Source organism: Micromonospora sp. NBC_00421 (assembly GCF_036017915.1).
Classification (GTDB): Bacteria; Actinomycetota; Actinomycetes; order Mycobacteriales; family Micromonosporaceae; genus Micromonospora.
In genome coordinates this window covers 330196-354707 of the sequence record NZ_CP107929.1, presented here as the reverse complement: position 1 = coordinate 354707, position 24512 = coordinate 330196, and the positions used below count along the sequence as shown (strand labels likewise).

The following is a 24512-nucleotide window of genomic DNA, read 5'->3' as shown; positions in this document are numbered from 1 at the left end:
TGACCCCGTCCGACCCGTTCCACCGAGCGCCCGGTGCACCCGTGATGTGCACCGGGCGCCGTCGGGTGGCTACCCTTCACCTCGTGCCGTCGCTGTTTCGCCGCAAGCCTGCCGACTCCGACTCCTCCGCCACCGCTGCCGTGGTGACCGAGGAGCCATCCGCCGCGCGCCCCCGGGGCTACACCCCGAGCAAGAAGGAACTGGGCGTCGAGACCCCGAAACGGCCGGTCGCCGGTCGCCGGCCAGCCGGCCCGACCCGGCCGCTGACCAAGGAGGAGGCCCGGGAGCAGCGCCGCAAGGCGCGCACCGAGGCCGCTGCCGAGTTCCGCCTCGAGGGCGGCCCCCGGGACCGGGGGCCGGAACGGCTGCTGGCCCGCAACGTGGTCGACTCCCGGCGGACGGTAGGCACCTGGTTCTTCGGCGGCGCGTTGATCGTGCTGATCGGGTCGAACGCCGCGATGCCACAGGCGATCCGGCTCGCCTCCAACGTGGTGTGGGGCGCGCTCGCGCTCGGCGTGCTGATCGACTCGGTGCTCATCTCCCGCCGGATCAAGAAGCTGGTACGCGAGCGCTTCCCCAACAGCGGGGAGCGGATGGGCTCGCTCTACCTCTACGCGATCATGCGGTCGATCACCTTCCGCCGGATGCGTGCCCCGGCTCCCCGGGTGAAGATCGGCGAACGGATCTGACCCACGGTCAAGCCGGGCCGCGCGGATCGGGGACTGGGGTCCGGTAGAGCCGGGCCACGACGTCCTCGATGTCCGGTTCGACGATCGAGACGTCGCGCAGTGCGGCCACCCCGGCCAGCGCGGACACCACCTCCGCCACCCCGGCTGACTCCAGCGTGTAGACAAGCCGTCGGCCGTCGGCCTCGACCCGGTGCAGCGGTGCCCCCACCGGCTGCGGCGGTGCCGCCAGTGGGACGTCCAGCTCGGCGACGACCAGCCGGCGGGAGCCGTACCGGGCGTGCAGGGCGGCGATCGACCCGTCGTGCACCACCCGGCCGTGGTCGACCACCACCAGCCGGGCACAGAGCCGCTCGATGTCGGCCAGGTCGTGGGTGGTCAGCACCAGCGTGGTGTCGCCGGCCCGGCCCAGCTCGGCCAGGAACCCCCGGACCGCCTGCTTGCTCACCACGTCCAACCCGATGGTCGGCTCGTCGAGGAAGAGCACCTGCGGGCCGTGCAGCAGGGCGGCGGTCAGCTCGCCGCGCATCCGCTGCCCCAGCGAGAGCTGCCGTACCGGGGTGTCCAGGAAGGCGTCCAGGTCGAGCAGGTCGCGACAGCGGCGCAACCGGGCGGCGTGGTCACCGGCCGGCACCCGGTAGAGGTGACGCAGCAGGTCGAACGAGTCACCCAACGGCAGATCCCACCAGAGCTGGGACCGCTGGCCGAAGACCACCCCGATCCGCAACGCCAGCCGGGTCCGGTCGGCGACCGGGCGCAGCCCGCAGACCCGGGCCTGCCCCGCCGACGGGCTCAGCACCCCGGTGAGCATCTTCAGGGTGGTCGACTTGCCGGCGCCGTTCGGGCCGATGTAGCCGAGCAGCTCGCCCCGCTCCACCCGCAGGTCGATGCCGTCCACGGCGGTGACCGTCCGCTTCTCGCGGCGCAGCCGGCCCGCCTTCACCCGTACCGTGAACTCCTTGCGCAGCCCGTCCAGTTCGATGACGCTCATGACCCCGTACTCCGGTAGTGGCGGACACCCGTGCGCCAGGCCGTCGCCGCGAGCGCGGCGGCGACCAGCGCCACCGCCGGCGCGGCCCAGCCGGCCCACGACGGCAGGCCGAGCGGGTCGGCGCGGCCCAGCAGCGCCAGCGCCGGCTGGTAACTGACGAAGGCGAACCCCAGCCCGTACGCGAAGGCCGCCCGGAACCACCCGTCGAAGACGGTCACCGGGTACGAGGTGAAGTCCCGCCCGCCGTAGGTGACCGAGTTGGCCAGCTCGCCGGAGTCCACCCACCAGAACGACACGGTGGCGGTGGCCACGAAGACCGACCCGAAGAAGACCACCCCGGCCAGCGGGGCGACCACCGCCAGCGCCACCCGGGCCGGGGTCCAGTCGATCCCCGCCGAATCCAGCGCGACCACCAGCACGCCCACCCCGAACACGCCCCGGGAGACCTTGCGCAGCGGCAGGTTCATCAGCAGCAGCTGGGGCAGCGCGCCGAGCGGCCGGAGCAGCACCGCGTCGAACAGGCCGGTCCGCACGTGACCTGGCAGCCGCTCGATGTTGCCGACCAGCAGGTCCGCCACGGCGAAGGCGCTTGCCGACAGGCCCACCATCACCAGCGTCTCGCGCAGCGTGAACCCGCCCAGCTCCCGGGTCACCCCGTAGATCACCAGGACGGTGACCACGTCGAAGACGGTGGCCCCCACGTTGCCCAGCAGGTCCAGCAGGAACGACGCCCGGTAGGTCGTCTGCGAGCGGGCCTGCGCCCCGAGCAACGCCCGGTACGCCGCGAACGTCCCACCCGGCCCGTCCCCCCGGCCGGCTCCGGTCACCGGCTCGCAATGCTCAACCACCCTGCACCACCAGGCGGCGTTCGGCGCGGCGCTGCACCAGCCGGCAGGCGGCCAGCACCAGCACCGCCCAGCCGAGCTGGAGGGCGACCAGGCCGACCTGGGTGGCCGGTGGATCCCGCTCGACCAGCACGTCGAGCGGGGTCTGCAGCAGGCTCGGGAACGGGGTGGCGCACCACAGCACGAGTTGCAGCCACTCCGGCAGGAACCGCAGCGGGAAGTAGAGCCCGGCCAGCACGCCCGAGCCGAGGGTCCACAGCAGCAGCGGCCCCCGGGCGTCCTGCCACCAGTAGGCGGTGGCGTTGACCAGGAACCGGCAGCCGAAGCAGAGCACCACGGCGGTCACCACGGAGACCGCGAAGAGGCCGACGGTGGGCCACCTCGACGGCAGGTAGACGTCGAAGAAGAGCGGCCCGACCAGGACCGGCGGGACCAGCCGGGCCAGTGCGGCGTACCCGGCCCGACCCAGGTCGGTGGCGAGGTAGCTGGTCACCGGGTGCACCGGGCGGAGCAGATCGGCAGCCACGTCGCCGGTGCGGATCCGGTCGGCCAGATCGGTCCAGCCCCAGAGCAGCACGACGGCGAGCAGCCCCTGCCCCACCCAGACGAAGGTGGCGAGCTGGTCGCGATCGTACCCGCCGACGGTACCGGCCCCGGCGGCGGCCAGCAGCACCGCGCAGCGCAGGAAGCCGAACACGGTGTTGGTCACGGCACCGGCGAGAGCGGCCTGTCGATAGGTGGCGTACCGGTGGAATCCGGCCCGAGATATGGCCCCGAATGTCCGGAACCATCGGGTAACCTTTGCGCTCGTGGGCGTTGCCACAGTGGCGGTGACCGAACCCACGCCGCTACCCTCCTTCCGCAGCCCCGCCGTGCCGGACGGGGGACTCTACCGGCATCCCGGGGCGCGGGGCACGACAATTTCCAACGAGGTGACACCGCCGTGAGCGAGCGACGCGAGCCGGGCATCGGACCGCGCCGCACGCGTGGCCACGGAGGCCCCCGATGACGGGCGGATGGTCCGACCGCTGGGACGCCCCGGCGGAACCGTCCTGGGTGATCGAACCGACAAGCGAATGGCACCCCCAGTTCCGCGGCCAGCGCTACCCCGGCGACATCGGCAACCGGTACGCCGACCCCCGGGGACGGGCGCTGGGCCGCGCCGGGGTGCCCCCGCTCGCCCCGACCCGCCCCGACGGCACCTACCTCGGCCGTTCCTGGGCCGACCAGCAGGACGACGAGACGACCCGCCGGGACGACCCGCACGACGGGCGGCGCACCGACCACGACGCGTACCGCCGTCCGGTCGACGAGCCGATCTGGCAACGGGAACGACGTCGACCCGTGGCGGACCGGCCCGACGACCGGGCCGAACCGGACCGGTACGACGGCCGCCCGGAAGCCGACCAGCGCGCCGGTCGGACCAGCTGGTCCGACCGGCGACGCGGCGACGCCGAGCCGGTCCCGACCGGCTGGCACCGCGACCGCGCCGCCCCCGACCGGCACCGCACCGACCGGTCCGACACCCCACCCCGTCGGGATCACACCGCTCCCGGTGTCACTCCGGTCTCCCCCGGCCGGTCGCCCGTCTCCCCCGCCCCCCGGCACGAGCCGCCCCGTGACCACCGCCCCGACCGGTTCGCCGAACCGGGTTGGATGCCCGAGCCCGACGAGACCACGCCCCGTCGACGCACCACCGGCGAACGCCCCGCCGGCATGGCCCGTCCCGACCGCAGGAGCGCCGAGGACGGCTACGACCGCCCCGCCGCCGACTACGACCGCAAGGGCACGGAGGACGGCTACGACCGCCGGGGCATCGGGGACGGCTACGACCGCCGGGGCTTCGAGGACGGCTACGACCGTCACCCCGCCGGCGACTCCGCCGCTCCCGGCAGTCGGGCCGCCGACGAGTCCCGGCACTACGCCGCCAGCGGATACGACCCGTACCCGGGCCGGCCCGGACGGCCCGAGCGGGACCTCCCGACGCGGTTCCGGGAGGACGAACCACCCCGGTCGACCCGCCGGGCGGCCGACGGGCGACCCGCCGCGCACGGCCACGACGACCAGCGACGCCGACCCGTCGACGACGGCCGGGGGGTCGTCTCCCCCATCCCCGAGGAGCGGTGGCAGCACCCGCGCGGCCAGGACGAGCACCGGCCGCCGGCTCCACGCGAGGCGGCGGCCCGGGCGGAGACGTACCCCGACCTGCGCTCGCGCGAACCGGCTCCGCCGGTCACCCCGCCCCGCGAGCCGTGGAGCCGCGCCGACGCAGGCCGGGCGGGAACGGTCCGGCCCCCGCAGGAGACCGACCACGGCCGCGACGGCCGACAGCCGTACCCCCGGCCGGAGCGCCGTCCGGCGGAACCACAACGGCCGGTCACCCCGCCCGCCCGCTACGACGACCGCCCGGCCGCCCAGGTCTCCCCGGAGCGGACCCCGGACCACCTCCGGGACCGTCGGGCCGGTACGGCACGGGCCCCCGGACATCCGGTCCCCGGTACGCCGTCCTTCGGTCCGCCGCCGGGTCGCCCGGTGTCCGGGACTCCGGTCTCCGGTCCCCCGGTCTCCCCGGCACCGGTTCCGCCGGCCCAGACCTCCCCGGCACCCAGCGCCCCGGCACCGGTTCCGCCGGCCCAGGTCTCCCCGGCACCGAGCGCCCCGGCGGCGGCCCGGCCCGCAGTCGTGCCGCCCCGCACCCCCGTACCGCCCGCCGACCCGCCGACCCGGGACCGCGGCACCGAGGGGCGGCCCTCCCCGGCCGACCCGGACGACGTCACCCCGATCTCCGCGCCGCCGGCCACCCGGCTGCACATCGAGTTCCGTCAGCCTCCGCAGGACGACCGTCGGGCGGCCGCGCCGCCACCCCTCGACCGACCCGCCTTCACTCCCCCGAGCAGCCGATCCACCGGCCTGGAGATCACTCCCGACAAACCACGCCGGTACGTCCCGCCGGCTCCGGAACCCGACTCCACCGGGCACCCGGACACCGCGCCCCAGGCGACGCCGAACAGTTCGGCGGCCTGGTTCCGACCCCGGCCGGCCCCCGTGCCGCCCACCGGCACCACCGACGGCAGCGACCTGCCCGGCACCACCGCCACCACGGCCAGCGGCACCGACACCGGTACGACCGACACCGGGGCCACCGCCGACACCGGGGCGAGGAGCGTGGACCCACCGGTCCGCTCCGGGTCCTCCGCCGACTCGCCCGATACCGCTCCCCGGCCGGGCGCGGTCCCCGACGCCGGGACCGCCCCGGCCCGGGAATCCGCCCCGGCACAAGAACCCGTCCCGGTCGACACCGTCGGAAGTGACCCGCTCCCGTCCGGGAAGAACGCGGGGAACGGGACTCCCCCGCCCGGCGACAGCGCCGGGCCCACGGCTGCCCTCGGCAGGACCGTTTCGGCACCGCCAGCGACCGGCACCGTCGGCACCGACGCCGGCCGGAGCACCGACGCCGGTACGGAGCCGACCGACACCCGCACCGGACCCGCCGACACCCGCACCACAGCGACAGGCACCCTCGTCGGAGCGACAGATCCCGGACCGGCCGGCACCCTCGCCGACGCGGTCGGTGCCGGAGCGTCCACCACCACCGACCGGACCGGCACCACCGACCAGACCGGCACCGCCGACCGGACCGGCACCGCGACAGAGCCGACCGCCGACGGGACCGACCTGGGCAACACCGGTTCGGCCCCGACGGCGGCCACCGTCGGGGAGCCGGACGGGTCGGTGCCGACGGCGGCGGCAGTGCCCCTGGACGATCCGGAGCAACTACTGGCCGGCTACCGCTGGCGGCTGGACCCGCAGACCCTGCGCGAGGTGGCCGACGACCCGGCGGAGCTGCGGATTCTCCGACGCCGGCTGACCGAGAAGCTCGCCTCGGCACTGGACAACCGGGCGCGGGCCCGGCTGCTCAGTCTGCGGGCGGTGATCTCCCGACTGGTCGACGACCTGGACGACGCGCTGGCCGACGGCCGGCTCGCCCTGACCTACGCCGAGGCGACCGGCGAACTACGCCGTACCGCGCTGGCCCGGGCGCGGCTGGCCGAGGCGCTGCGCTGGAAGGGCGAGTTCGCCGAGGCAGACCGGCTCTTCACCGAGGCCAACTCCACGGAGCTGCCGGACCGGCTCCGGTCGGCGCTGCACGAACACGCCGGCCGGTCCTGCTACGACCAGGGCCGGTTGATCGAGGCGTGCGGGCACTTCGAGCGGGCCCTGGACCTGCGCCGGGCCGAGGACCCGGAACTGACCGGGCGGATCGGGGTGGCGCTGGACGCGGTGCACGCCCGAGCGGTGGCCCGGGGCGGCTTCGGGCCGTACCCCCGCAGTGGGGACGAGGTGCGGCACGGCCGCCGGTCCCCGCGGCCCACCCACGACGGCCAGGACCGCTGGGGGTACGCGGACGCCGAGGGTGACCTCGTCGTCGACTACCGGTACGCCGAGGCACAGCCGTTCCACGAGCAGCTTGCCTGGGTACGTCGCCCCGACCAGGACGGCTGGGAGCTGATCGACGAGTCCGGCGCTATCCTGCTCGACCCCGGGTACGCCCGGGTGCTGCCCTTCTCCGACGGCCTGGCGTGGGTGTCGCAGGGTGGCGACGCGGACTGGTCGGCGATCGAGCCCGACGGCACCGTGCTGGTGCCGGCGGGTTTCGAGGAGGTCCGACCGTTCCGGGCCGGCGTGGCGGCCGTCCGGCAGGGCGGCTGGGGGGCGACGGACCGGCGCGGCCGGTTGGTCGTGCCACCGCGCTACCACGGGATCCGCACGACGCTGTCCGACGGCAACCAGCTCGACGGGTTCACCGACGAGGGGCTGGCCGTGGTGGAGCTGGCCGGTCGGCGGGGCGTGGTCGACCGCACCGGCACGGTGCTGGTCCGGCCGGTGCACCCGGCCCTGGTGATCCACCCGGTGGCGTTCCTGGTCGGCGACGGGATGAGCCACTGGGGGGCGTTGGACCGGCGGGGCGAGCCGCTGATCCCGCCGGTACACCCCGACCGGGACACGGTGGTGGCGGAGATCGACCGCCTGCTCGCCGACACCCACCCCGTGCTCTGACGCGGCACCGGGCCGCGCCGGCACCCGCCCGCGCCACCCGCCCGCGCCCGCCGGACCGCACCGACGGGTGCAGGGGACGGGACGGGGCTAGGGTCGTCACATGGAATTCCGTCACCTTGGCCGCTCGGGCCTCATGGTCAGCGAGATCTCGTACGGCAACTGGATCACCCACGGTTCCCAGGTGGAGGAGGATGCGGCACTGGCGTGTGTCCGGGCCGCCCTGGACAACGGCATCACCACCTTCGACACCGCCGACGTCTACGCCGGCACCCGCGCCGAGACGGTGCTCGGCAAGGCCCTGGCCGGGGAGCGCCGGGAGGGGTTGGAGATCTTCACCAAGGTCTTCTGGCCGACCGGGCGCGGCCGCAACGACCGTGGCCTGTCCCGCAAGCACATCATGGAGTCGATCGACAACTCGCTACGCCGCCTCCAGACCGACCACGTGGACCTCTACCAGGCCCACCGGTACGACTACAGCACGCCGCTGGAGGAGACGATGGAGGCGTTCGCCGACGTCGTACGGGCCGGCAAGGCGCACTACATCGGCGTCTCGGAGTGGAAGGCGTCGCAACTGCGCGAGGCGCACACCCTCGCCCGGGAACTGCGTATCCCGCTGGTCTCCAACCAGCCGCAGTACTCGATGCTGTGGCGGGTCATCGAGGCCGAGGTGGTGCCCGCCAGCGAGGAGCTGGGCATCTCCCAGATCGTCTGGTCGCCGATGGCCCAGGGCGTGCTGTCCGGCAAGTACCTGCCGGGTCAGCCGCCACCGGCCGGTTCCCGGGCCACCGACGAGAAGTCGGGTGCGAACTTCATCGCGGAGTGGCTCAACGACGAGGTGCTGACCCGGGTGCAGCAGCTCAAGCCGCTCGCCGAGCAGGCCGGACTGACCATGCCGCAGCTCGCCGTCGCCTGGGTGCTCCAGAATCCGAACGTCGCCTCGGCGATCATCGGTGCGTCCCGCCCCGACCAGGTCCACGACAACGTCAAGGCCGCCGGGGTGACCCTGGAGGCCGACCTGCTCAAGGCCATCGACGACATCGTCGCCCCGGTCACCGAGCGGGACCCGGGCAAGACCGAGAGCCCGGCCCAGCGCCCCTGAGCGGTGCCGACCGCACCCCACCCCGGTTCCGCGGGGTGGGGTGCGGTCAGGTCTGCCAGAACCGGATCAGGGACAGCGCGGTGCTGTAGAGCCAGGGCGGCAGGCCCAGCAGGTCGCTGAGCCAGAAGACGGCGGTGAAGAACCAGTTGCCGATGCGCGGGTTCCACAGCAGGGCGAAGAGCAGGATGAAGCCGAACGGCGCGAACATGTCGTACATCCGCCGCCACTGCGGGTTGAGCCACGGCTGGATCATGTTGCCGCCGTCCAGGCCGGGCACCGGCAGCAGGTTGAGCACGCTGGCGGTGAGCTGGAGGAACGCCAGCAGCGCCACCCCGGCCCAGAACTCCATCGGGCCACCGGCGTCGATCCCCACCCGTAGCACCACCACCAGCAGCAGGGTGAACAGCACGTTGGTGGCCGGGCCGGCGAGGCTGACCAGGGTGTGCCGCAGCCGCCCCGGGATCGCGTGCCTGTCCACCCAGACCGCCCCGCCGGGCAGGCCGATGCCGCCGAGCAGCACCACCACCACCGGCAGCACGATCGACAGCAGCGGGTGGGTGTACTTGAGCGGGTTCAACGTCAGGTAGCCCCGGTGGGCGATGTCCCGGTCGCCGGCCCGGTAGGCGACCACCGCGTGGGCGTACTCGTGCAGGCAGAGCGAGACCAGCCAGCCCGAGACGACGAAGAGGAACACGTCGAACCGGACGTTGCCCACCCCGTTCCAGATCAGCACACCACTGGTCACGAAGAGCGCGACCAGGGCCAGGAAGATCGGGCTGGGTCGGAACGCCGCCCGGGGCACGCCGAGCACCAGCGGCTCGCCCCCCGGGCGGTCGTACGCCATCACTCCGCCGTCGGCAGCAGGCTCATCCGGTAGTCCACCCGGTCGTCCTCGACGAGCGTGACCGAGGTGACGCCGGACGCCGCGAGCTCCCGCCAGGTCTGGCCGATCCAGGACTCGGCGTCCGCCTGACTGCTGAACGTCTCCGCCGGCCCGTCGACCGCCGCACCGTCCGTGCCCTCGTACCGCCAGCTCCACGCCATGCCGCGTCTCCCCTCGCCGCTCCACCGCCCCCGGGGGACGGACCCCCGCAAGCGTAGTCGGCCGCCGCCGGACCGCACCGGACGCACGCCCCGGGGCCGCACCGGTGACGCGCCGTCACCTCCACCGGTCCGACGCGGCCCGACCGGCCACGACGACACCCTGCGCGGCCGGGCCGGCGGGCGGGGCCGGGCCGGGCGGCTCTAAGGTACGGGCATGTCCGTTGACGGGTGGAACACGGTCCTGGTGCTCGGCGGTATCCGTTCGGGCAAGTCGGAGTTCGCCGAGTCCCTGGTGGCCGACTCGCCCACGGTGCGGTACGTGGCGACCTCCGCCGCCGCCGACCCGGACGACACCGAGTGGGCCACCCGACTGGCCGCCCACCGGGAACGCCGGCCGGGCAGCTGGACCACCGAGGAGACCGCCGAGGATCCGCGCCGGCTGGCCGACGTGCTCGCCTCGGCCGGGCCGAACGAGACGCTGCTCGTGGACGACCTGGGCGGCTGGGTGACCGTACTGCTCGATCCGGCCCACCAGCCGGCCGACGACGTCGCCACGATCGCCGAACTGGCCGACGCGGTGCGCGCCAGCGAGGCACGGATCGTGCTGGTCAGCCCGGAGGTGGGGCTGTCGCTGGTGCCGACCACCCCGCTGGGGCGGGCGTTCACCGACGCGCTTGGCGCGGCCAACCGGGCCGTCGCGGACGCCTGCGACGCCGTGGCACTTGTGGTCGCCGGCCAGCCGGCCTGGCTCAAGCCGTCCGCCCCGGCCTTGCCGCTCGGCGTGCCCACCCAGGCCACCCCGAACACCGGCACGGCCACCCCGACCAGTGGCGCGGCCGGCTCGACCGGCGAAGGGTCGGCCCCGGCCGACGGATCGCCGCCGCCGCTGCCGGAGGTGCTGACCCCCAGCGTGCCGGCGGCCCCGGCCGCGCCGGCCACCGACGGCACCGGCTGGGCGGCGCCGACCATGGCGCTGCCGGTGGTCGCCACCGGGCTGGTCATCCAGCCCGGGATGGAACTGCCGATGCCCGACGAGTACGCCGGCCCGCAGGCGGTGCAGCGGCTCGGCACCCTGGACCTGCCGGGGGCCGGGCTGGGCGTGCTGGAACGGGTGGTCGAGTTCGCCGCCGCCACCCAGGGCACCCCCACCCCGACGCCGTGGGCCGATGTCCGGGTGCTGCTGCTGCACGGTGACCACGCCGGTGGTGCGGCGGCCGGGGCACCGGCCGGGGAGTCGGCCCGGTTGGCCCGGCAGGCACGCGCCGGCCGGGGGGCTTTGGCCCGGTTGGCCGCCGAGAGCGGGGCAAGTCTCCAGGTGGTGGACGCCCCGCCGTCCGCACCTATCGAACACGGGCCGGCGCTGGACGTCGACGCCGTCGAGGCGGCGCTGCGCTACGGCTGGCGGCTGGCCGAGGAGGCCGCCGACGCGGGCGTACGGCTGCTGGTGCTGGGGGCGTGCGGCGCGGGTGCCGAGGCCGCCGCCGCGGCGGTGCTGGTCGCGACCGCCGGCGCGGAGGCCCCGACGGTGCTGGGCCGGGTGCACACCGCCGACGGCGAGATCGACGACGCGGCCTGGATGGTGCGCTGCGCGACGGTCCGGGACGCGCTGCACCGCACCCGTCGCTCCCCCCGCGACGCCAAGGACGTCCTGGCCGAGCTGGGTGGCGGCGACGTGGCGGTGGCCACCGGCGTGCTGCTCGGCGCAACCGCCCGCCGGGTGCCGGTGCTGCTCGACGGGCCGGTCGGGCTGGCCGCCGGCATGATCAGCCGGGACCTGGCCGGTCAGGCCCGGCACTGGTGCCTGCTGGTCGACCACGGCGGCCACCCGGCGGTCCGGCTCGCCGCCGACGTGCTCGGCCTGACCCCACTGCTGGACCTGCGGCTCGACCTCGGTGAGGGGGCGAACGCGCTGGCCGCCCTGCCGCTGCTGCGCTCGGTGCTGGCGCTGGCCGGGTCGCTGCCCGCACACCCGCACCACGGCGGCGTCGACGACCCGCCGGACGGCACCACCCCGGAGCCCGCCGACCCCGTGGTCCCCGGGGACGACGTGCCCGACGCCACCCCGGAGTTCGCGGAGCCGCAGCCGGCCGGCCCGGGTCCGACCACCACCGCACCCGACCCGACCGGCAGCACGTCGCGCCCGGGTGAGGCCTCCGGGGAACAGGGCACCGGGGAACAGGGCACCGGGGAGCAAGGCACCGGGGAGCAAGGCAGTCCGGAGCCCGGCGCACCGAACGGCACCGGCCCCGGGTCGGGCACCGCCGACGCCGGGCCGGAGCGCGACCCGTCCGGCCGGCGTGCCGGCTGAGTCGGGGCGCGGCGACGGGTTCCGACTGGCGCTGACCACTTTCACCACCGTCCCGCTCCGGTCCGGCCGGGTCGACCGGGCGACGGCGGGCACCGCGATGGCGCTCGCCCCGCTGGTCGGGGCATTACTCGGGGCGGTGCTCGGCGCGGTGCTGCTGCTGTCTGCCGCGCTCGCCCCTCCCCTGGTCGCCGCCGGGGTGACCGTCGCAGTGGCGGCCCTGCTCACCCGGGGGCTGCACCTGGACGGGCTGGCCGACACCGTGGACGCGCTGGGGTCGTACCGGCGGGGGGCGGCGGCGCTGGAGATCATGAAGAAGCCGGACGTGGGACCGTTCGGCGTGGTCGCCCTGGTGGTCGTACTGCTGCTCCAGACGGCGACGCTCGCGGAGCTGGCCGGGCGGCCGTGGCCGGCGACCCTCGCGGCGGTGGTGGCCGGCACCGCCGCCGGTCGGCTCGGGGTGACCCTGGCCTGCCGGCGCGGGGTGCCGGCGGCCCGTCCCGACGGGCTGGGCGCGCTGGTCGCCGGGACGGTCGGGCCGGTCACGGCGGTCGTCGGCGCGGTCGCCGTCGCGCTGGCGGCGGTGCCGGCCGTGCCGGACCGTCCGTGGCAGGGGCCACTGGCCGTGCTGACCGCCCTCGCCGTCGCCACCGCCCTGCTCCGGCACCTGGTACGCCGGCTCGGCGGGATCACCGGTGACGTGCTCGGGGCCACCGTCGAGGTGGTGACCACGCTGGTCTACCTGGGCTTGGTACTGTCCGGCTGAGGACCACGCGGCGCGGCGGGTAGCGTTTGCCCCGACAACACCGGCACGGCCTTCCGGGGGACGACTTGCTCATCACGGACGACTTCCTGCCCGTACCGGTCCCGGAGTCGCTCAGTGCGACCTATCTGGTGCCGATGGCGGGGTTGCCGCCGGTGAGCCCGAAGACCGCGGTACGAGGGCTGGCCGGCCGCCTCGCCGACCCGGTGTACGGCCTGGCCACGCAGATGCTGGACAGCCCGCTGATGTCGGTGGACACCCGGTCGATCGACGAGTTCCCGCAACTGCCACCGGACCTGCTCACCGCGTTCGGCGCCACGGAGGCCCAACTGGGTCGCCTCGCCGCGGCCAGTCACCTGGTGGTGGTGCGGGCCGAGTACCGGCCGGGGTGGCCACCGGCGCACGAGTGGGCGGCCCGCGCGGTGGCCGCCGCCGTCGCCGAATCCGTCGACGGCGACGTGGTGGACGTGTTCGGGTTGCAGTTCCTCGACCCGGCCACGGCGCTGAAGTCGCTGCCGGACGCGCAGGGCCGGATCCGGCTCGTCGACTGGGTGCTGGTCCCCTATTCCTCGGACACCGAGGGACTGTGGTTCACCACCAAGGGGCTGCGCCGGTTCGGGCTGCTGGAGTTGCAGACCCAGGGGGTGCCCGACCACCTCACCCGGGCCTGGGGCGCGGTGCTGACCGGTGCCGCCCGCCGACTGCTGCGGGACTGGACCGACGGGCTCGCCGGCGACGAGGTGCCCGCGTTCGTGCAGCTGCCGGTGCTGGCCACGGTGACCGGGCACGACATCGCGGTGGCGTACGGCAATCCGGAGCAGCACGGCGCGACGGCCCCGGTGCTGCTGCGGCTGGAACTCGACCCGGCGACCGACCCGGAGGCCGACTCGTTCCTCAGCCTGCGTCCCCCGCCCGGCCACCCCGGGCCGGACGGCCGCTACTACGCGGCGGCCTGCGCGACCCTCTTCTCCGGCATCGAGCCGGACGTCCGCTACGCCCGGTCGGGCGACGCGATGAGCCGGGCGGTCGCCACCGCCCGCGCCGGGCTGGACGACATCCGGGCCCGGTTCCTCGCCGACGGGCTGCCATCGGAGGCACAACTGGTGGTCAAGTACGGCCTGCCCGGCAACGACGGCCCCGAGTACGTCTGGGCCGGGGTGAACTCGTGGGACACCCCGGAGCGGATCGTCGGCGCGAGCGCCAGCGATGCCAACACCGATCCCACCGTCCGGATCGGCTCCCCGGTCGTGGTGCCGGTCACCGAGGTCGTCGACTGGGCGATCCTCGACGGCACCGGCGTCATCGAGGGCGGCTGGACCCAGGCCGTCCTAGACGCCGGCGAACGCCCCCACCCCACCCACTGACCCCCACCCCGGCTCCCCCACCCCGCTCCCCCCACCCCACCCCGGCTCGCCCCGGTGATCAAGAGGTTTAGGTCAGGATTTCGGCCCGACATGACATAAACCTCTTGATCACCGGGCGGGGGCGGGCGGGGAGGTGGGGGTGGGGGTGGGGGTGGGGGTGGGGTTAGCGGACTGAGGGGGTGACGAAGGGGGGGCGGGTGAGGCGCATCTGGGCGCGGCGGCCCCGGATGTCGACCTCGACGAGGTCGCCGTCGGCGAGTTTCGGGGCGGTGTCCACCAGAGCCAGGGCGATGCCCTGCTTGCGGGTCGGGCTGAAGGTGCCGCTGGTGATCGTGCCGACGGGGGCGTCGTCGGCGTACACGGTCATGCCGGCGCGGGGGATGGCCCGGTCGACGGCCTCCAGGCCGCGCAGCGTACGGCGGGGGCCGGCGGCCTTCTCGGCCCGCAGCGCGTCGCGGCCCCAGAAGGCCGGCTTGTCCCAGCCCACCGCCCAGCCGGAGCGGCCCTGCACCGGGGTGATCTCCAGGGACAGGTCCTGACCGTGCAGCGGGTAGCCCATCTCGGTGCGCAGGGTGTCCCGGGCGCCCAGCCCGCAGGCCCGCAGGTCGACACCCGCACCCGCGGCGAGGAGCGCGTCCCAGACGGCGACGGCGTGCCCGGCCGGCACCACCAGCTCGTAGCCCAGCTCGCCGGTGTACCCGGTGCGGCAGACGGTCAGCTCGGCGTCGGCAAGCGTCGCCGGGGAGAAGCTCATGTAGTCGTGCCCGGTGGGCAGGGCCAGCGCGTCGAGCAGCTCGGCGGAGCGCGGACCCTGCACGGCCAGCACCGCGTACCGGTCGTGCTCGTCGGTCACCTCGACGCCGGCCGGTGCGGCGGCGCGCAGCCGGCGTACCACCTCGGCGGTGTTCGCCGCGTTCGGGACGAGGAAGACGTGGTCGTCGGCGTACCGGTAGGCGATGACGTCGTCGACCACCCCGCCGGTGGCGTCGTCGCAGCAGAGCGTGTACTGCGCCTGGCCGGCTCCGATCCGGTCCAGGTCGTTGGTCAGGCAGGAGTTGACGTACCGCGCCGCGCCCGCGCCGGTGACCCGTGCCTTGCCCAGGTGCGAGACGTCGAAGACGCCGACCGCGGTCCGCACCGCCGTGTGCTCCCGGAGCACGCCGCCGCCGGCGTACTCCAGCGGCATCTCCCAGCCCCCGAAAGGGGCGAACTTGGCGCCGAGCGCGGTGTGCCGCGCGTGCAGCGGGGAACGGCGCAGCCGGGTCGCGGCAGCGTCGGAGGTCACGTCCGTCATGGGTGGCAACTTACCGGTGGCTGCGCCGCTGGTTAGCATCGGCGGGACCCGTCGGCACATCGGCGGGACGCACCCGCGCTCCGGCGGCTCAGTCGCCACCGGAGACCATCACCGCCGGTACGCGACGACGCGGCCGGCCCGGCCCGCCCGGAGTAGCTTCAGTGACATCGTCCAGCACCACCCTCAGCCTGGTCGACACCGACCCCGCCGAACTCGCGGTCGACGCGATCGTGATCGGCCTGCACAGCCAGACCACCGGCCCGGACGCCACGAGCGGTCCCGGCGGTTCCCTGCTGCTGGCCGACGGTGCGGAGAGCATCGCCGCCGCGTTCGACGGCAAGCTGACCGAGACGTTGGCCCTGCTCGGCGCGACCGGCGGCCCCGGCGAAGTGATCAAGCTGGCCACGCTGGGCACCGTCACCGCCCCGTTGGTCGTGGCGGTCGGGCTGGGCCCGGAGCCGACCGGTGCCGCCCCCGGCCCGGAGACCCTGCGCCGAGGGGCCGGTGCGGCGGTCCGGGCGCTGGCCGGAGCGCCCCGGGTGGCGCTGAGCCTGCCGCTGCCCGACGACGCCGACGCCCCGGCCGCCTTGCGCGCGGTCGCCGAGGGCGCGTTGCTCGGCGGTTACCGGTTCGCCGGCTACAAGACCAGGCCGCAGCCCTCCCGGCGGGAGCCGGTGGCCGAGGTGCTGATCGCCGTGCCGGACGCCGCCGACGCGACCGCCCTGGCCGAGGTCGACCGGGCCACCGTGGTGGCCGGTGCGGTACGTACCAGCCGGGACTGGGTCAACACCGCGCCGAACGAGTTGCGTCCGCCGGCCTTCGCCGAGATCGTCGCCACCGCCGCGCGGGCCGCGGGGCTCGACGTCGAGGTGCTTGACGAGGCGGAGCTACGGGCCGGCGGGTACGGCGGAATCACCGCCGTCGGGCAGGGCTCGGAGGCCCCGCCTCGCCTGGTCAAGCTGACCTGGACCCCGTCGGGCGAGACCAACGGCAAGCGGGTGGCGCTGGTCGGCAAGGGCATCACCTTCGACACCGGCGGCATCTCGATCAAGTCGGCGCAGGGCATGTGGGAGATGAAGTCCGACATGGCCGGCGCGGCTGCCGTCGGCGCGGCGATGCTGGCGATCGCCGTACTCAAGCCGTCCGTGACGGTGACCGGTTACCTGCCGATGGCCGAGAACATGCCGTCGGGCACCAGCTACCGGCCGGGTGACGTGGTCACCATGTTCAACGGCAAGAAGGTCGAGGTGCTCAACACCGACGCCGAAGGCCGGATGATCCTCGGCGACGCGATGGCCCGCGCCTGCGCCGACGGCACCGACTACCTGTTCGAGACCTCCACCCTGACCGGTGGGCAGGTGGTCGCGTTGGGCAAGCGGATCGCCGGGGTGATGGGCACGCCGGAGCTGTGCGAGCGGGTGAAGGCGGCCGGCGACTCCGTCGGTGAGCCGGCCTGGCCGATGCCGCTGCCGGAGGACGTACGCAAGGGCATGGACTCGGACGTGGCGGACATCTCGCAGGTCAACGCGGGCATGGACCGGGCCGGTCACATGCTCCAGGGTGGGGTGTTCCTGCGCGAGTTCGTCACCGACGAGGTGGCCTGGGCGCACATCGACATCGCCGGTCCCAGCTACCACTCGGGCGAGCCGACCGGCTACTGGACCAAGGGCGGCACCGGGGTGCCGGTCCGCACCCTGGTGCAGCTGGTCGAGGACGTCGCCGCCAACGGCTGACGGATTCGCGACACGTGGACGGGGCCGCCCACGGGTGCCCGTCCACGCGTCGCTGATCGGGCACGGCGTCGCTGATCGGGCACGGCGTCGCTGATCGGGCACGGCGCGCAGCGGAGCGCCGCGGCCGGCACCGGGTCGGTCGGTCCCGGACGGGGCCGCCGTCAGAACAGCTCGGGTCGGCGTTTGCGGCGCTCGTTGTAGTCGCGCATCCGCTGCGGATAGCCCATCAGCCGGACGTCGTAGATGGGGATGCCCAGGGCGTGCGCGAAGCGGCGGGCGCCGTCCGGGCCGTCGATGCGCCGCCGGGTCCACTCGCCGTCGTCGGCGATCATGATGACGGTGGTCTCGGTGACGGTTGTCCGTGGTTCGAGGTACGCCTCGACGCCCCGCCGGGTGCGGACGAAGTTGGCCAGATGATCCAGGTCGGCCCGGTCGGCCGGCCGGTCACGGTTGGCCGCGGTCGGCGGTTTACGTCGCCGGAACAGCGCCACCGGGCTCCTCCTCTCCCCCGTCCGTCATCGAGGACGGTGCCAAGAGTACGTGTCCGGGACGTGTCGTTGGGCACCTCGGTACGCGCTACGGACGGGCAAGTGACAAGATGACCGAGGTGGGGTCTGCCCGTGCCGCCCCGCCGTGACCCCCCGATGCAGCGAAGCGACCAGGGAGTTGGACGTGAGCGAGCCGAACGACGCAACCTTCGACATCGTCATTCTCGGAGGTGGCAGCGGCGGCTACGCGGCGGCGCTGCGTGCCGCCCAGCTTGACCTCTCCGTCGCGCTCGTCGAGAAGGGCAAGCTCGGCGGCACCTGTCTGCACAACGGCTGCATCCCCACCAAGGCGCTGCTGCACGCGGCCGAGATCGCCGACCAGACCCGCGAGTCCGAGCAGTTCGGCGTCAAGGCCGAGCTGGTCGGCATCGACATGGCCGGGGTCAACTCGTACAAGGACGGGGTGATCTCCCGGCTGTACAAGGGCCTGCAGGGGCTGGTCGGCAGCAACAAGAACATCACCTTCGTGGCGGGCGCCGGCAAGCTGGTCGGCAGGAACGTCGTCGAGGTGGACGGCAAGCGGTACACCGGCCGCAACGTGATCCTGGCCTCCGGCTCGTACGCGAAGAGCCTGCCCGGCCTGGAGGTCGACGGCGAGCGGATCATCACCAGCGACCACGCGCTGACCCTGGACCGGGTCCCGGCGTCGGTGATCGTGCTGGGTGGTGGCGTGATCGGCGTCGAGTTCGCCAGCGTCTGGAAGTCCTTCGGGGTGGACGTGACGATCGTCGAGGCGCTGCCCCGGCTGGTCGCCGCCGAGGACGAGGAGTCGTCGAAGGCGCTGGAGCGGGCGTTCCGCAAGCGGAAGATCAACTTCAAGGTCGGCAAGCCGTTCGAGAAGGTCGAGAAGACCGAGAAGGGCGTCAAGCTGACCATCTCCGGCGGCGAGACCGTCGAGGCCGAGCTGCTGCTGGTCGCCGTCGGCCGGGGGCCGAACACCGCCGATCTCGGCTACGAGGAGCAGGGCGTCAAGCTCGACCGGGGTTACGTGCTGACCGACGAGCGGCTGCGCACCGGCGTGCCGAACGTCTACGCGGTCGGCGACATCGTGCCCGGCCTGCAGCTCGCCCACCGCGGCTTCGCCCAGGGCATCTTCGTCGCCGAGGAGATCGCCGGCCTGAACCCGGCCGTGATCGACGAGGCCGGCATCCCGCGCGTCACCTACTCCGACCCCGAGCTGGCGTCGGTGGGCCTGACCGAGGCGAAGGCCAAGGAGCAGTACGGCGACAAGGTCAGCACCTACAACTACAACCTGGGTGGCAACGGCAAGAGCCAGATCCTCAAGACCGCCGGTTTCGTGAAGCTGGTCCGGGTCGAGGACGGCCCGGTGGTCGGCGTACACATGGTGGGTGCCCGGGTCGGTGAGCTGATCGGCGAGGCGCAGCTCATCTACAACTGGGAGGCCTACCCGGCGGAGGTGGCGCAGCTCGTACACGCCCACCCGACCCAGAACGAGGCCCTGGGCGAGGCACACCTGGCCCTGGCCGGCAAGCCGCTGCACGCGCACGCCTGACCCACACTCATTCCGCGACGCCGGCGGCAAGCGGGCGAGGATCGCACCAGGCCACGAAGGAGTTTCAGAACATGCCGGTATCGGTCACCATGCCTCGGCTCGGCGAGAGCGTCACCGAGGGCACCGTCACCCGCTGGCTCAAGCAGGAGGGTGAGACCGTCGAGGTCGACGAGCCGCTGCTCGAGGTGTCGACCGACAAGGTCGACACCGAGATCCCCTCCCCCGCGGCGGGGGTGCTGAGCCGGATCGTGGTCGCCGAGGACGAGACCGCCGAGGTGGGCAGCGAGCTGGCGGTCATCTCCGGCGAGGGCGAGTCGGCCGGCGGGCAGGAGGACGGCGAGGCCGGCGGGCAGGAGCAGGCCGAGCCGGCCGCCGAGCCGACGGCCGCCGCCGAGGGCACCGCCCCGGAGCCGGAGCAGCCGGCCCAGGAGCAGACGGCGGCGCAGGCCGCCCCGGCGTCCTCCGGCGAGGGCACCGCGGTGAAGATGCCGGCCCTGGGCGAGAGCGTCACCGAGGGCACCGTCACCCGCTGGCTCAAGCAGGTAGGCGAGACCGTCGAGGTCGACGAGCCGCTGCTGGAGGTCTCCACCGACAAGGTCGACACCGAGATCCCGTCGCCTGTCGCCGGCACCGTCCTGGAGATCAAGGTCCCCGAGGACGAGACCGCCGCGGTCGGCGCGGACCTGGCGATCATCGGCGCGGCGGGCGCGGCCCCGGCCGAGCCGGAGCCGGAGCCCGCCCCGAAGGCGGCGGCCCAGCCCGCGCCGAAGCCGGAGCCGAAGCCCGAGGTCACCGAGCCGACTCCGGGTGCCGGGTACAACGAGCCGGCCGCCGAGGCCGAGTCGGCGGCCCAGCCGGCACAGGCCGAGCAGGCCGCCCAGCCCGCCGCGCCCACGGCGACGCCGGCCCGGTCGGCCGTTCCCGCCCAGGGTGGCGGCGAGGAGGCCGCCGGTTACGTCACCCCGCTGGTCCGCAAGCTGGCCGGCGAGCACGGCGTCGACCTGGCGTCGGTCAACGGCACCGGGGTCGGCGGCCGGATCCGCAAGCAGGACGTGCTGGAGGCGGCGGAGAAGGCGAAGGCGGCCAAGGCCGCCCCGGCCCCCACCGCGCAGCCGGCCGCCGCGGCCCCGGCGAAGCCTGCGGCCAAGGCGCAGCCGAGCGGCAAGCGCGGCAGCACCGAGAAGCTGACCCGCATCCGCAAGGCCATCGCCACCCGGTTGCAGGAGTCGCTGCACGAGATGGCGCAGCTGACCACCGTGATCGAGGTGGACGTCACCCGGATCGCCAAGCTGCGGGCGCAGGCGAAGGACTCGTTCCAGCAGCGGCACGGTGTGAAGCTGTCGTTCCTGCCGTTCTTCGCCCTGGCCGCGATCGAGGCGCTGCAGACGTACCCGATCGTGAACGCCCGGATGGACCTCGACGCCGGCACCATCACCTACCCGGACGCCGAGAACCTCGGCATCGCGGTGGACACCGAGCGCGGCCTGCTGACGCCGGTCATCCACAACGCCGGTGACCTCAACCTGGGCGGCATCGCCAAGCGGGTCGCCGACCTGGCCGAGCGCACCCGGACCAACAAGATCAGCCCGGACGAGATCGCCGGGGCGACCTTCACGCTTACCAACACCGGCAGCCGGGGGGCGCTCTTCGACACCCCGATCGTGCCGTCGCCGCAGTCGGCGATGCTCGGCACGGGTGCCGTGGTGAAGCGTCCGGTCGTGGTGAGCGACCCCGACCTGGGCGAGGTCGTCGCGGTCCGGTCCATGGTCTACCTGGCCCTGTCCTACGACCACCGGCTGATCGACGGCGCCGACGCGGCCCGCTTCCTGGTCGCGGTCAAGGAGCGGCTGGAGGGCGGCAACTTCGAGGCCGAGTTGGGCCTGTAACACCCGCGTGCACGGAGGCGCCCCGGTCGGTCGGCCGGGGCGCCTCCGCCATCTCCGCGCCGGCTGTGTCGGCAGCCGGCACCGGATGCCGACCGCCGGCCCCGGCCCGTCCGGCTGCGGCACGGCACCGAAGGACCTACGGGTCAGCCGCGCAGGGTCTGCCCCGGGGATCAGCCGCGCAGGGTCTGCCCTACGGGTCAGCCGCGCAGGGTCTGCGCGGAGACCGTCCAGAGCCGCTCGGCGGCGGCCGGGTCGAGGGCGTACGCGGCGACGCCGGTGCGGGTGCCGGGTTGGTGCGGGCCGGCCTGCTGGCAGTCCTCGAAGTACCGGCCGCCGATCCCGTCGAGCAGCGGCGAGGTGGCGACCAGGACCGAGGTGGCGGCCCCCTGCTCGACGGTCTTCCAGTTGGCCGCGCCGCCACCGCTGGCGGCCCGCATCCGCGCCAACTCCTCGGCGCTGACGTGGCGCTGGAGGTTGGTCCGGATCGCGCCGGGCATCAGCGCGTTGCTGAAGATGCCGTCGTCGGCCCAGCGCCGGGTCGCCTCGACGGCGAAGAGCACGTTGGCGGTCTTCGACTGCCCGTACGCCTCCCACGGGTCGTAGGGGCGCTGCTGGAAGTGGATGTCGTCGAAGACCACCGGTGAACGCAGGTGCCCTGCGGAGCTGACCGAGACGATCCGGGCGCCGTCGGCGGCGGCGAGGGCGCGGTGCAGCCCGGTGGCGAGGGCGAAGTGGCCGAGGTGGTTGGTGGCGAACTGCAACTCCCAGCCCTCGGGGGTACGCCGTTCGGGCGACGCCATCACGCCGGCGTTGTCGACAAGCAGGTGCAGCGGCCCGTCCCAGGTGGACACGAAAGCGGCCACCGAGGTCTGGTCGGCGAGGTCGAGCGGGGCGACAAGCAGCCTGTCGTTCCCGGTGCTGGCGGTGATCTCCCCGGCGGTCCGGTGGCCGGCGTCGAGGTCGCGTACGGCCAGGGTGACCTCGGCCCCGGCGGCGGCGAGCGCGCGGGCGGTCTCCACGCCGATGCCCGAGGCACCGCCGGTCACCACGGCACGGCGGCCGGTGAGGTCGACGTCCCGGACCACCTCCAGGGCGGTGCTGCCGGCGTCGAAGGGCGTGCGGACTGGTGCGTTGGTGGTCATGATCCATCCTTGTCCGGCGCGGCGTGGGCCGGGCGGCCCGGCCGCTACGATGAGAAGTGGAGGCCCCTCCGTTACAGGCGCCGAGCCTAACCGGAGGTTCCTCCGTTTGCCAGCCGGCCGACGACCGCAGCAACCGTGCCGGCCGCCGACACCGCTGCACCAATCCCAGGAGGCGACGTGCCGCAGACCGGCCCTCGACCGCTGCGCGCCGATGCGCTGCGCAACCGGCAGCGGCTGCTCGACACCGCCGTCCGGGCGTTCTCCCGGCAGGGGCCGGCGGTGACGCTGGACGCGATCGCCCGCGAAGCCGGGGTCGGCATCGGCACCCTCTACCGGCACTTCCCCACCCGGGAGGCGCTGGTCGAGGCCGCCTACCGCAGTGAGCTGGCCAAGCTCTGCGCCGCCGCCGACGAGCTGCTGGCCCGGCTGCCCGCCACCGAGGCGACCCGGGCCTGGATGGACCACTTCGTCGACTACCTGGCCACCAAGCGGGGCATGGCCGACGCCCTGCGCCTGGTGGTCGCCGCCGGCACCAACCCGTACGCGCAGAGCCGGGACCTGCTGATGGCCGCGCTGACCCGGCTGCTGGCGGCCGGCGTCGCCGCCGGCACGATCCGCCCGGACGTCGACCCGGGAGACGTGCTGGCCGGGCTCAGCGGGATGTCCCTGGCGGCCCAGGGGCCGGAGCAGCGCGACCTCGCCGGCCGCCTGCTCGACCTGCTGATGGCGGGGCTGCGCCGGCACTGACGGCCGGACTGCCGACACCGACGGCCGGACTGCGCCGGCACCCAGCCGGTTGAATCGAATCCCGCCCCCGGGCGCACCCGGCGCTGCCAGAGTGAATCAATGGGCGGCAGACGGCGGTACGGCGGGCTCGGCCCGGCCGTGGCCGTGGCACCCGGTGCCCGGGTCGACAAGTTCGAGGTCTTCTTCGACCTGGTCTTCGTCGTCTCGTTCTTCATCATCACCCGGGCCACCGCCGCCGAGATCAGCGGCCGGCAGCTGCTGCACGCCGGCCTGGTGCTCGCCGTGCTCTGGTGGTGCTGGGTGGTGCACAGCATGGCCGCCACCCGGCTGCGGCTCGGCGAGGGCTTCGTCCCGGTGCTGATGGTGGCCGCGATGGCCTCCCTGTTCGCGTTCGCGCTGGCCCTGCCGCAGGCGTTCAGCCCTCCACAGGGCGATCTGGCCGGGCCTCTGGTGGTGGCGGTCAGCTACGTGGTCGTCCGGGGCGTACACGTGGTGCTGTTCCTGCGTGCCGCGCGGGACAACCCGCCGGACCGGCGTCACCTGCTCCACTTCCTGCCCGAGCTGCTGGCCAGCACCGTGCTGCTGCTGGCAGCGGCGCTGGCCCCGGTGGCGATCGAGGACTCCGGCCGGGCCGGGCTGGTCCGCGACGTGCTCTGGATCCTGGTGGTGCTGGTCCAGTACGGCACCGGGCTGGTCGCCGGCACCTGGAGCTGGGTGGTGACCTCCGCCGAACACTGGACCGAACGGTACGACCTCATCCTGATCATCGCGCTCGGCGAGTCGATCATCTCGGTCGGCGTCGGGGGCAACGTCCTCGGTAAGCCGGTGACCTGGCCCGGGGTCGTCGCCGCCACGTTCGGCATCGTCTTCACCGCCGCGCTGTGGTGGGCACACTTCGACCTGATCGGCCCGGCCGCCCGGATCGCCCTGCACGCGGCGGCCGGCCGCCGCCGGGCGACCATGGCCCGGGACGCCTACGCCTACCTCTACCTGCCGATGATCGCGGGCATCATCCTGTTCGCGATCGGCAGTGAGGAGTTGGTCGCCGCGGTCACCGATCCGGCCAGCGGGATCGGCGAGCATGCCCACGCATCGGCCGTGCCGTTGTTCTTCGGCGGGGTGATCTGCTATCTGGCCAGCAACATGCTGTTCCAACTGCGCACCCTGCACACGTTGAGCTGGAGCCGGGTCGGCGTGCTGGTGGTGCTCGCCGCCGCCATGCCGGTCGCGGCGGGGCTGTCGGCGCTGGGTGCGCTGGCGCTGCTGACCGTCATCTGCGTCGGGCTGATCGCGGTGGAGATGGTGACCCTGGGAGGTTCCCGGCAGGCCCTGCGCCAGGCCGTGCACGACGAACGGGTCAACCACGAGGCGCAGGAGGCCGCCTGGCGGACCCGCTGGCACGAGGATGAGCCGGACAGCACGCCGGGTGAACGGCCGGACAGCACGCCGGGTGCGCCGCTGCAGGGGTCGGACAGCCCGCCCGGCGCGTCGTAG

At 74.3% G+C, this 24512-nt stretch carries 17 protein-coding genes and 2 pseudogenes; 11 read left to right on the top strand and 8 right to left on the bottom strand.

The window, feature by feature from the left end:
- The first annotated feature begins 83 nt into the window (after window positions 1–83).
- On the top strand, window positions 84–689 hold the full coding sequence (locus tag OHQ87_RS01555) for a DUF3043 domain-containing protein (protein ID WP_328344222.1): 606 nt from the start codon (window positions 84–86) through the stop codon (window positions 687–689).
- 7 nt (window positions 690–696) lie between these two features.
- Here OHQ87_RS01555 and OHQ87_RS01550 read toward each other — a convergent pair.
- From OHQ87_RS01550 to OHQ87_RS01540, 3 genes and pseudogenes are all read right to left on the bottom strand, one after another.
- Window positions 697–1635 (bottom strand): annotated as a pseudogene (locus OHQ87_RS01550) (ABC transporter ATP-binding protein); the annotation flags it as partial.
- A 38-nt stretch (window positions 1636–1673) separates the two neighbouring features.
- Window positions 1674–2504, bottom strand: a complete 831-nt coding sequence (locus OHQ87_RS01545; protein ID WP_328344220.1) for an ABC transporter permease — start codon at window positions 2502–2504, stop codon at window positions 1674–1676.
- 13 nt (window positions 2505–2517) lie between these two features.
- On the bottom strand, window positions 2518–3366 hold the full coding sequence (locus OHQ87_RS01540) for an ABC transporter permease (RefSeq protein ID WP_442930646.1): 849 nt from the start codon (window positions 3364–3366) through the stop codon (window positions 2518–2520).
- 161 nt (window positions 3367–3527) lie between these two features.
- Here OHQ87_RS01540 and OHQ87_RS01535 point away from each other — a divergent pair, with 161 nt between their 5' ends.
- Window positions 3528–7580 carry a WG repeat-containing protein gene (locus OHQ87_RS01535; protein WP_328344217.1) on the top strand — a complete coding sequence of 1351 codons (4053 nt, stop codon included), beginning with the start codon at window positions 3528–3530 and terminating at the stop codon, window positions 7578–7580.
- Between the two features lie 100 nt (window positions 7581–7680).
- On the top strand, window positions 7681–8679 hold the full coding sequence (locus tag OHQ87_RS01530) for an aldo/keto reductase family protein (RefSeq protein WP_328344216.1): 999 nt from the start codon (window positions 7681–7683) through the stop codon (window positions 8677–8679).
- Between the two features lie 46 nt (window positions 8680–8725).
- On the opposite strand, the gene OHQ87_RS01525 is transcribed toward OHQ87_RS01530, so the two are convergent.
- Both OHQ87_RS01525 and OHQ87_RS01520 read right to left on the bottom strand, forming a co-directional pair.
- Window positions 8726–9523: a site-2 protease family protein gene (locus OHQ87_RS01525; protein ID WP_328344215.1), complete on the bottom strand. Its 798-nt coding sequence runs from the start codon at window positions 9521–9523 to the stop codon at window positions 8726–8728.
- A complete protein-coding gene (locus OHQ87_RS01520; protein ID WP_328344214.1) occupies window positions 9523–9723 on the bottom strand; it encodes a hypothetical protein in 201 nt (66 codons plus the stop codon). The genes OHQ87_RS01525 and OHQ87_RS01520 overlap by 1 nt, the downstream gene beginning before the upstream one ends.
- 214 nt (window positions 9724–9937) lie before the next feature.
- On the opposite strand from OHQ87_RS01520, the pseudogene OHQ87_RS01515 reads away from it, so the two are divergent.
- The 3 genes and pseudogenes from OHQ87_RS01515 to OHQ87_RS01505 form a co-directional block, all read left to right on the top strand.
- Window positions 9938–11848 (top strand): annotated as a pseudogene (locus OHQ87_RS01515) (bifunctional adenosylcobinamide kinase/adenosylcobinamide-phosphate guanylyltransferase); the annotation flags it as partial.
- A 172-nt stretch (window positions 11849–12020) separates the two neighbouring features.
- A complete protein-coding gene (gene cobS, locus OHQ87_RS01510) occupies window positions 12021–12794 on the top strand; it encodes an adenosylcobinamide-GDP ribazoletransferase (protein ID WP_328344213.1) in 774 nt (257 codons plus the stop codon).
- Between the two features lie 65 nt (window positions 12795–12859).
- Window positions 12860–14155, top strand: coding sequence for a DUF2314 domain-containing protein (locus OHQ87_RS01505; protein ID WP_328344211.1), 1296 nt, complete (start codon window positions 12860–12862; stop codon window positions 14153–14155).
- Window positions 14156–14318: 163 nt separating this feature from the next.
- On the opposite strand, the gene gcvT is transcribed toward OHQ87_RS01505, so the two are convergent.
- Window positions 14319–15449, bottom strand: coding sequence for a glycine cleavage system aminomethyltransferase GcvT (gene gcvT, locus OHQ87_RS01500; RefSeq protein WP_328344209.1), 1131 nt, complete (start codon window positions 15447–15449; stop codon window positions 14319–14321).
- Window positions 15450–15610: 161 nt separating this feature from the next.
- Between gcvT and OHQ87_RS01495 the strand changes: the two genes are divergently transcribed.
- On the top strand, window positions 15611–17182 hold the full coding sequence (locus OHQ87_RS01495; protein WP_328344207.1) for a leucyl aminopeptidase: 1572 nt from the start codon (window positions 15611–15613) through the stop codon (window positions 17180–17182).
- 161 nt (window positions 17183–17343) lie between these two features.
- Here OHQ87_RS01495 and OHQ87_RS01490 read toward each other — a convergent pair whose 3' ends face one another.
- A complete protein-coding gene (locus OHQ87_RS01490) occupies window positions 17344–17673 on the bottom strand; it encodes a hypothetical protein (RefSeq protein WP_328344206.1) in 330 nt (109 codons plus the stop codon).
- Window positions 17674–17815: 142 nt separating this feature from the next.
- Between OHQ87_RS01490 and lpdA the strand changes: the two genes are divergently transcribed.
- A complete protein-coding gene (gene lpdA / locus OHQ87_RS01485; RefSeq protein WP_328344205.1) occupies window positions 17816–19243 on the top strand; it encodes a dihydrolipoyl dehydrogenase in 1428 nt (475 codons plus the stop codon).
- A 71-nt stretch (window positions 19244–19314) separates the two neighbouring features.
- Window positions 19315–21129 (top strand): 2-oxoglutarate dehydrogenase, E2 component, dihydrolipoamide succinyltransferase, encoded by a 1815-nt coding sequence (sucB, locus tag OHQ87_RS01480; protein WP_328344203.1) that lies wholly within the window; start codon window positions 19315–19317, stop codon window positions 21127–21129.
- Between the two features lie 197 nt (window positions 21130–21326).
- On the opposite strand, the gene OHQ87_RS01475 is transcribed toward sucB, so the two are convergent.
- Window positions 21327–22271 carry an SDR family NAD(P)-dependent oxidoreductase gene (locus tag OHQ87_RS01475; RefSeq protein ID WP_328344201.1) on the bottom strand — a complete coding sequence of 315 codons (945 nt, stop codon included), beginning with the start codon at window positions 22269–22271 and terminating at the stop codon, window positions 21327–21329.
- Window positions 22272–22448: 177 nt separating this feature from the next.
- On the opposite strand from OHQ87_RS01475, the gene OHQ87_RS01470 reads away from it, so the two are divergent.
- Both OHQ87_RS01470 and OHQ87_RS01465 read left to right on the top strand, forming a co-directional pair.
- Entirely contained in the window at window positions 22449–23018 is a 570-nt protein-coding gene (locus OHQ87_RS01470) for a TetR/AcrR family transcriptional regulator (RefSeq protein ID WP_328344200.1), read from the top strand.
- Window positions 23019–23117: 99 nt separating this feature from the next.
- Window positions 23118–24512 carry a low temperature requirement protein A gene (locus tag OHQ87_RS01465; RefSeq protein ID WP_328344199.1) on the top strand — a complete coding sequence of 465 codons (1395 nt, stop codon included), beginning with the start codon at window positions 23118–23120 and terminating at the stop codon, window positions 24510–24512.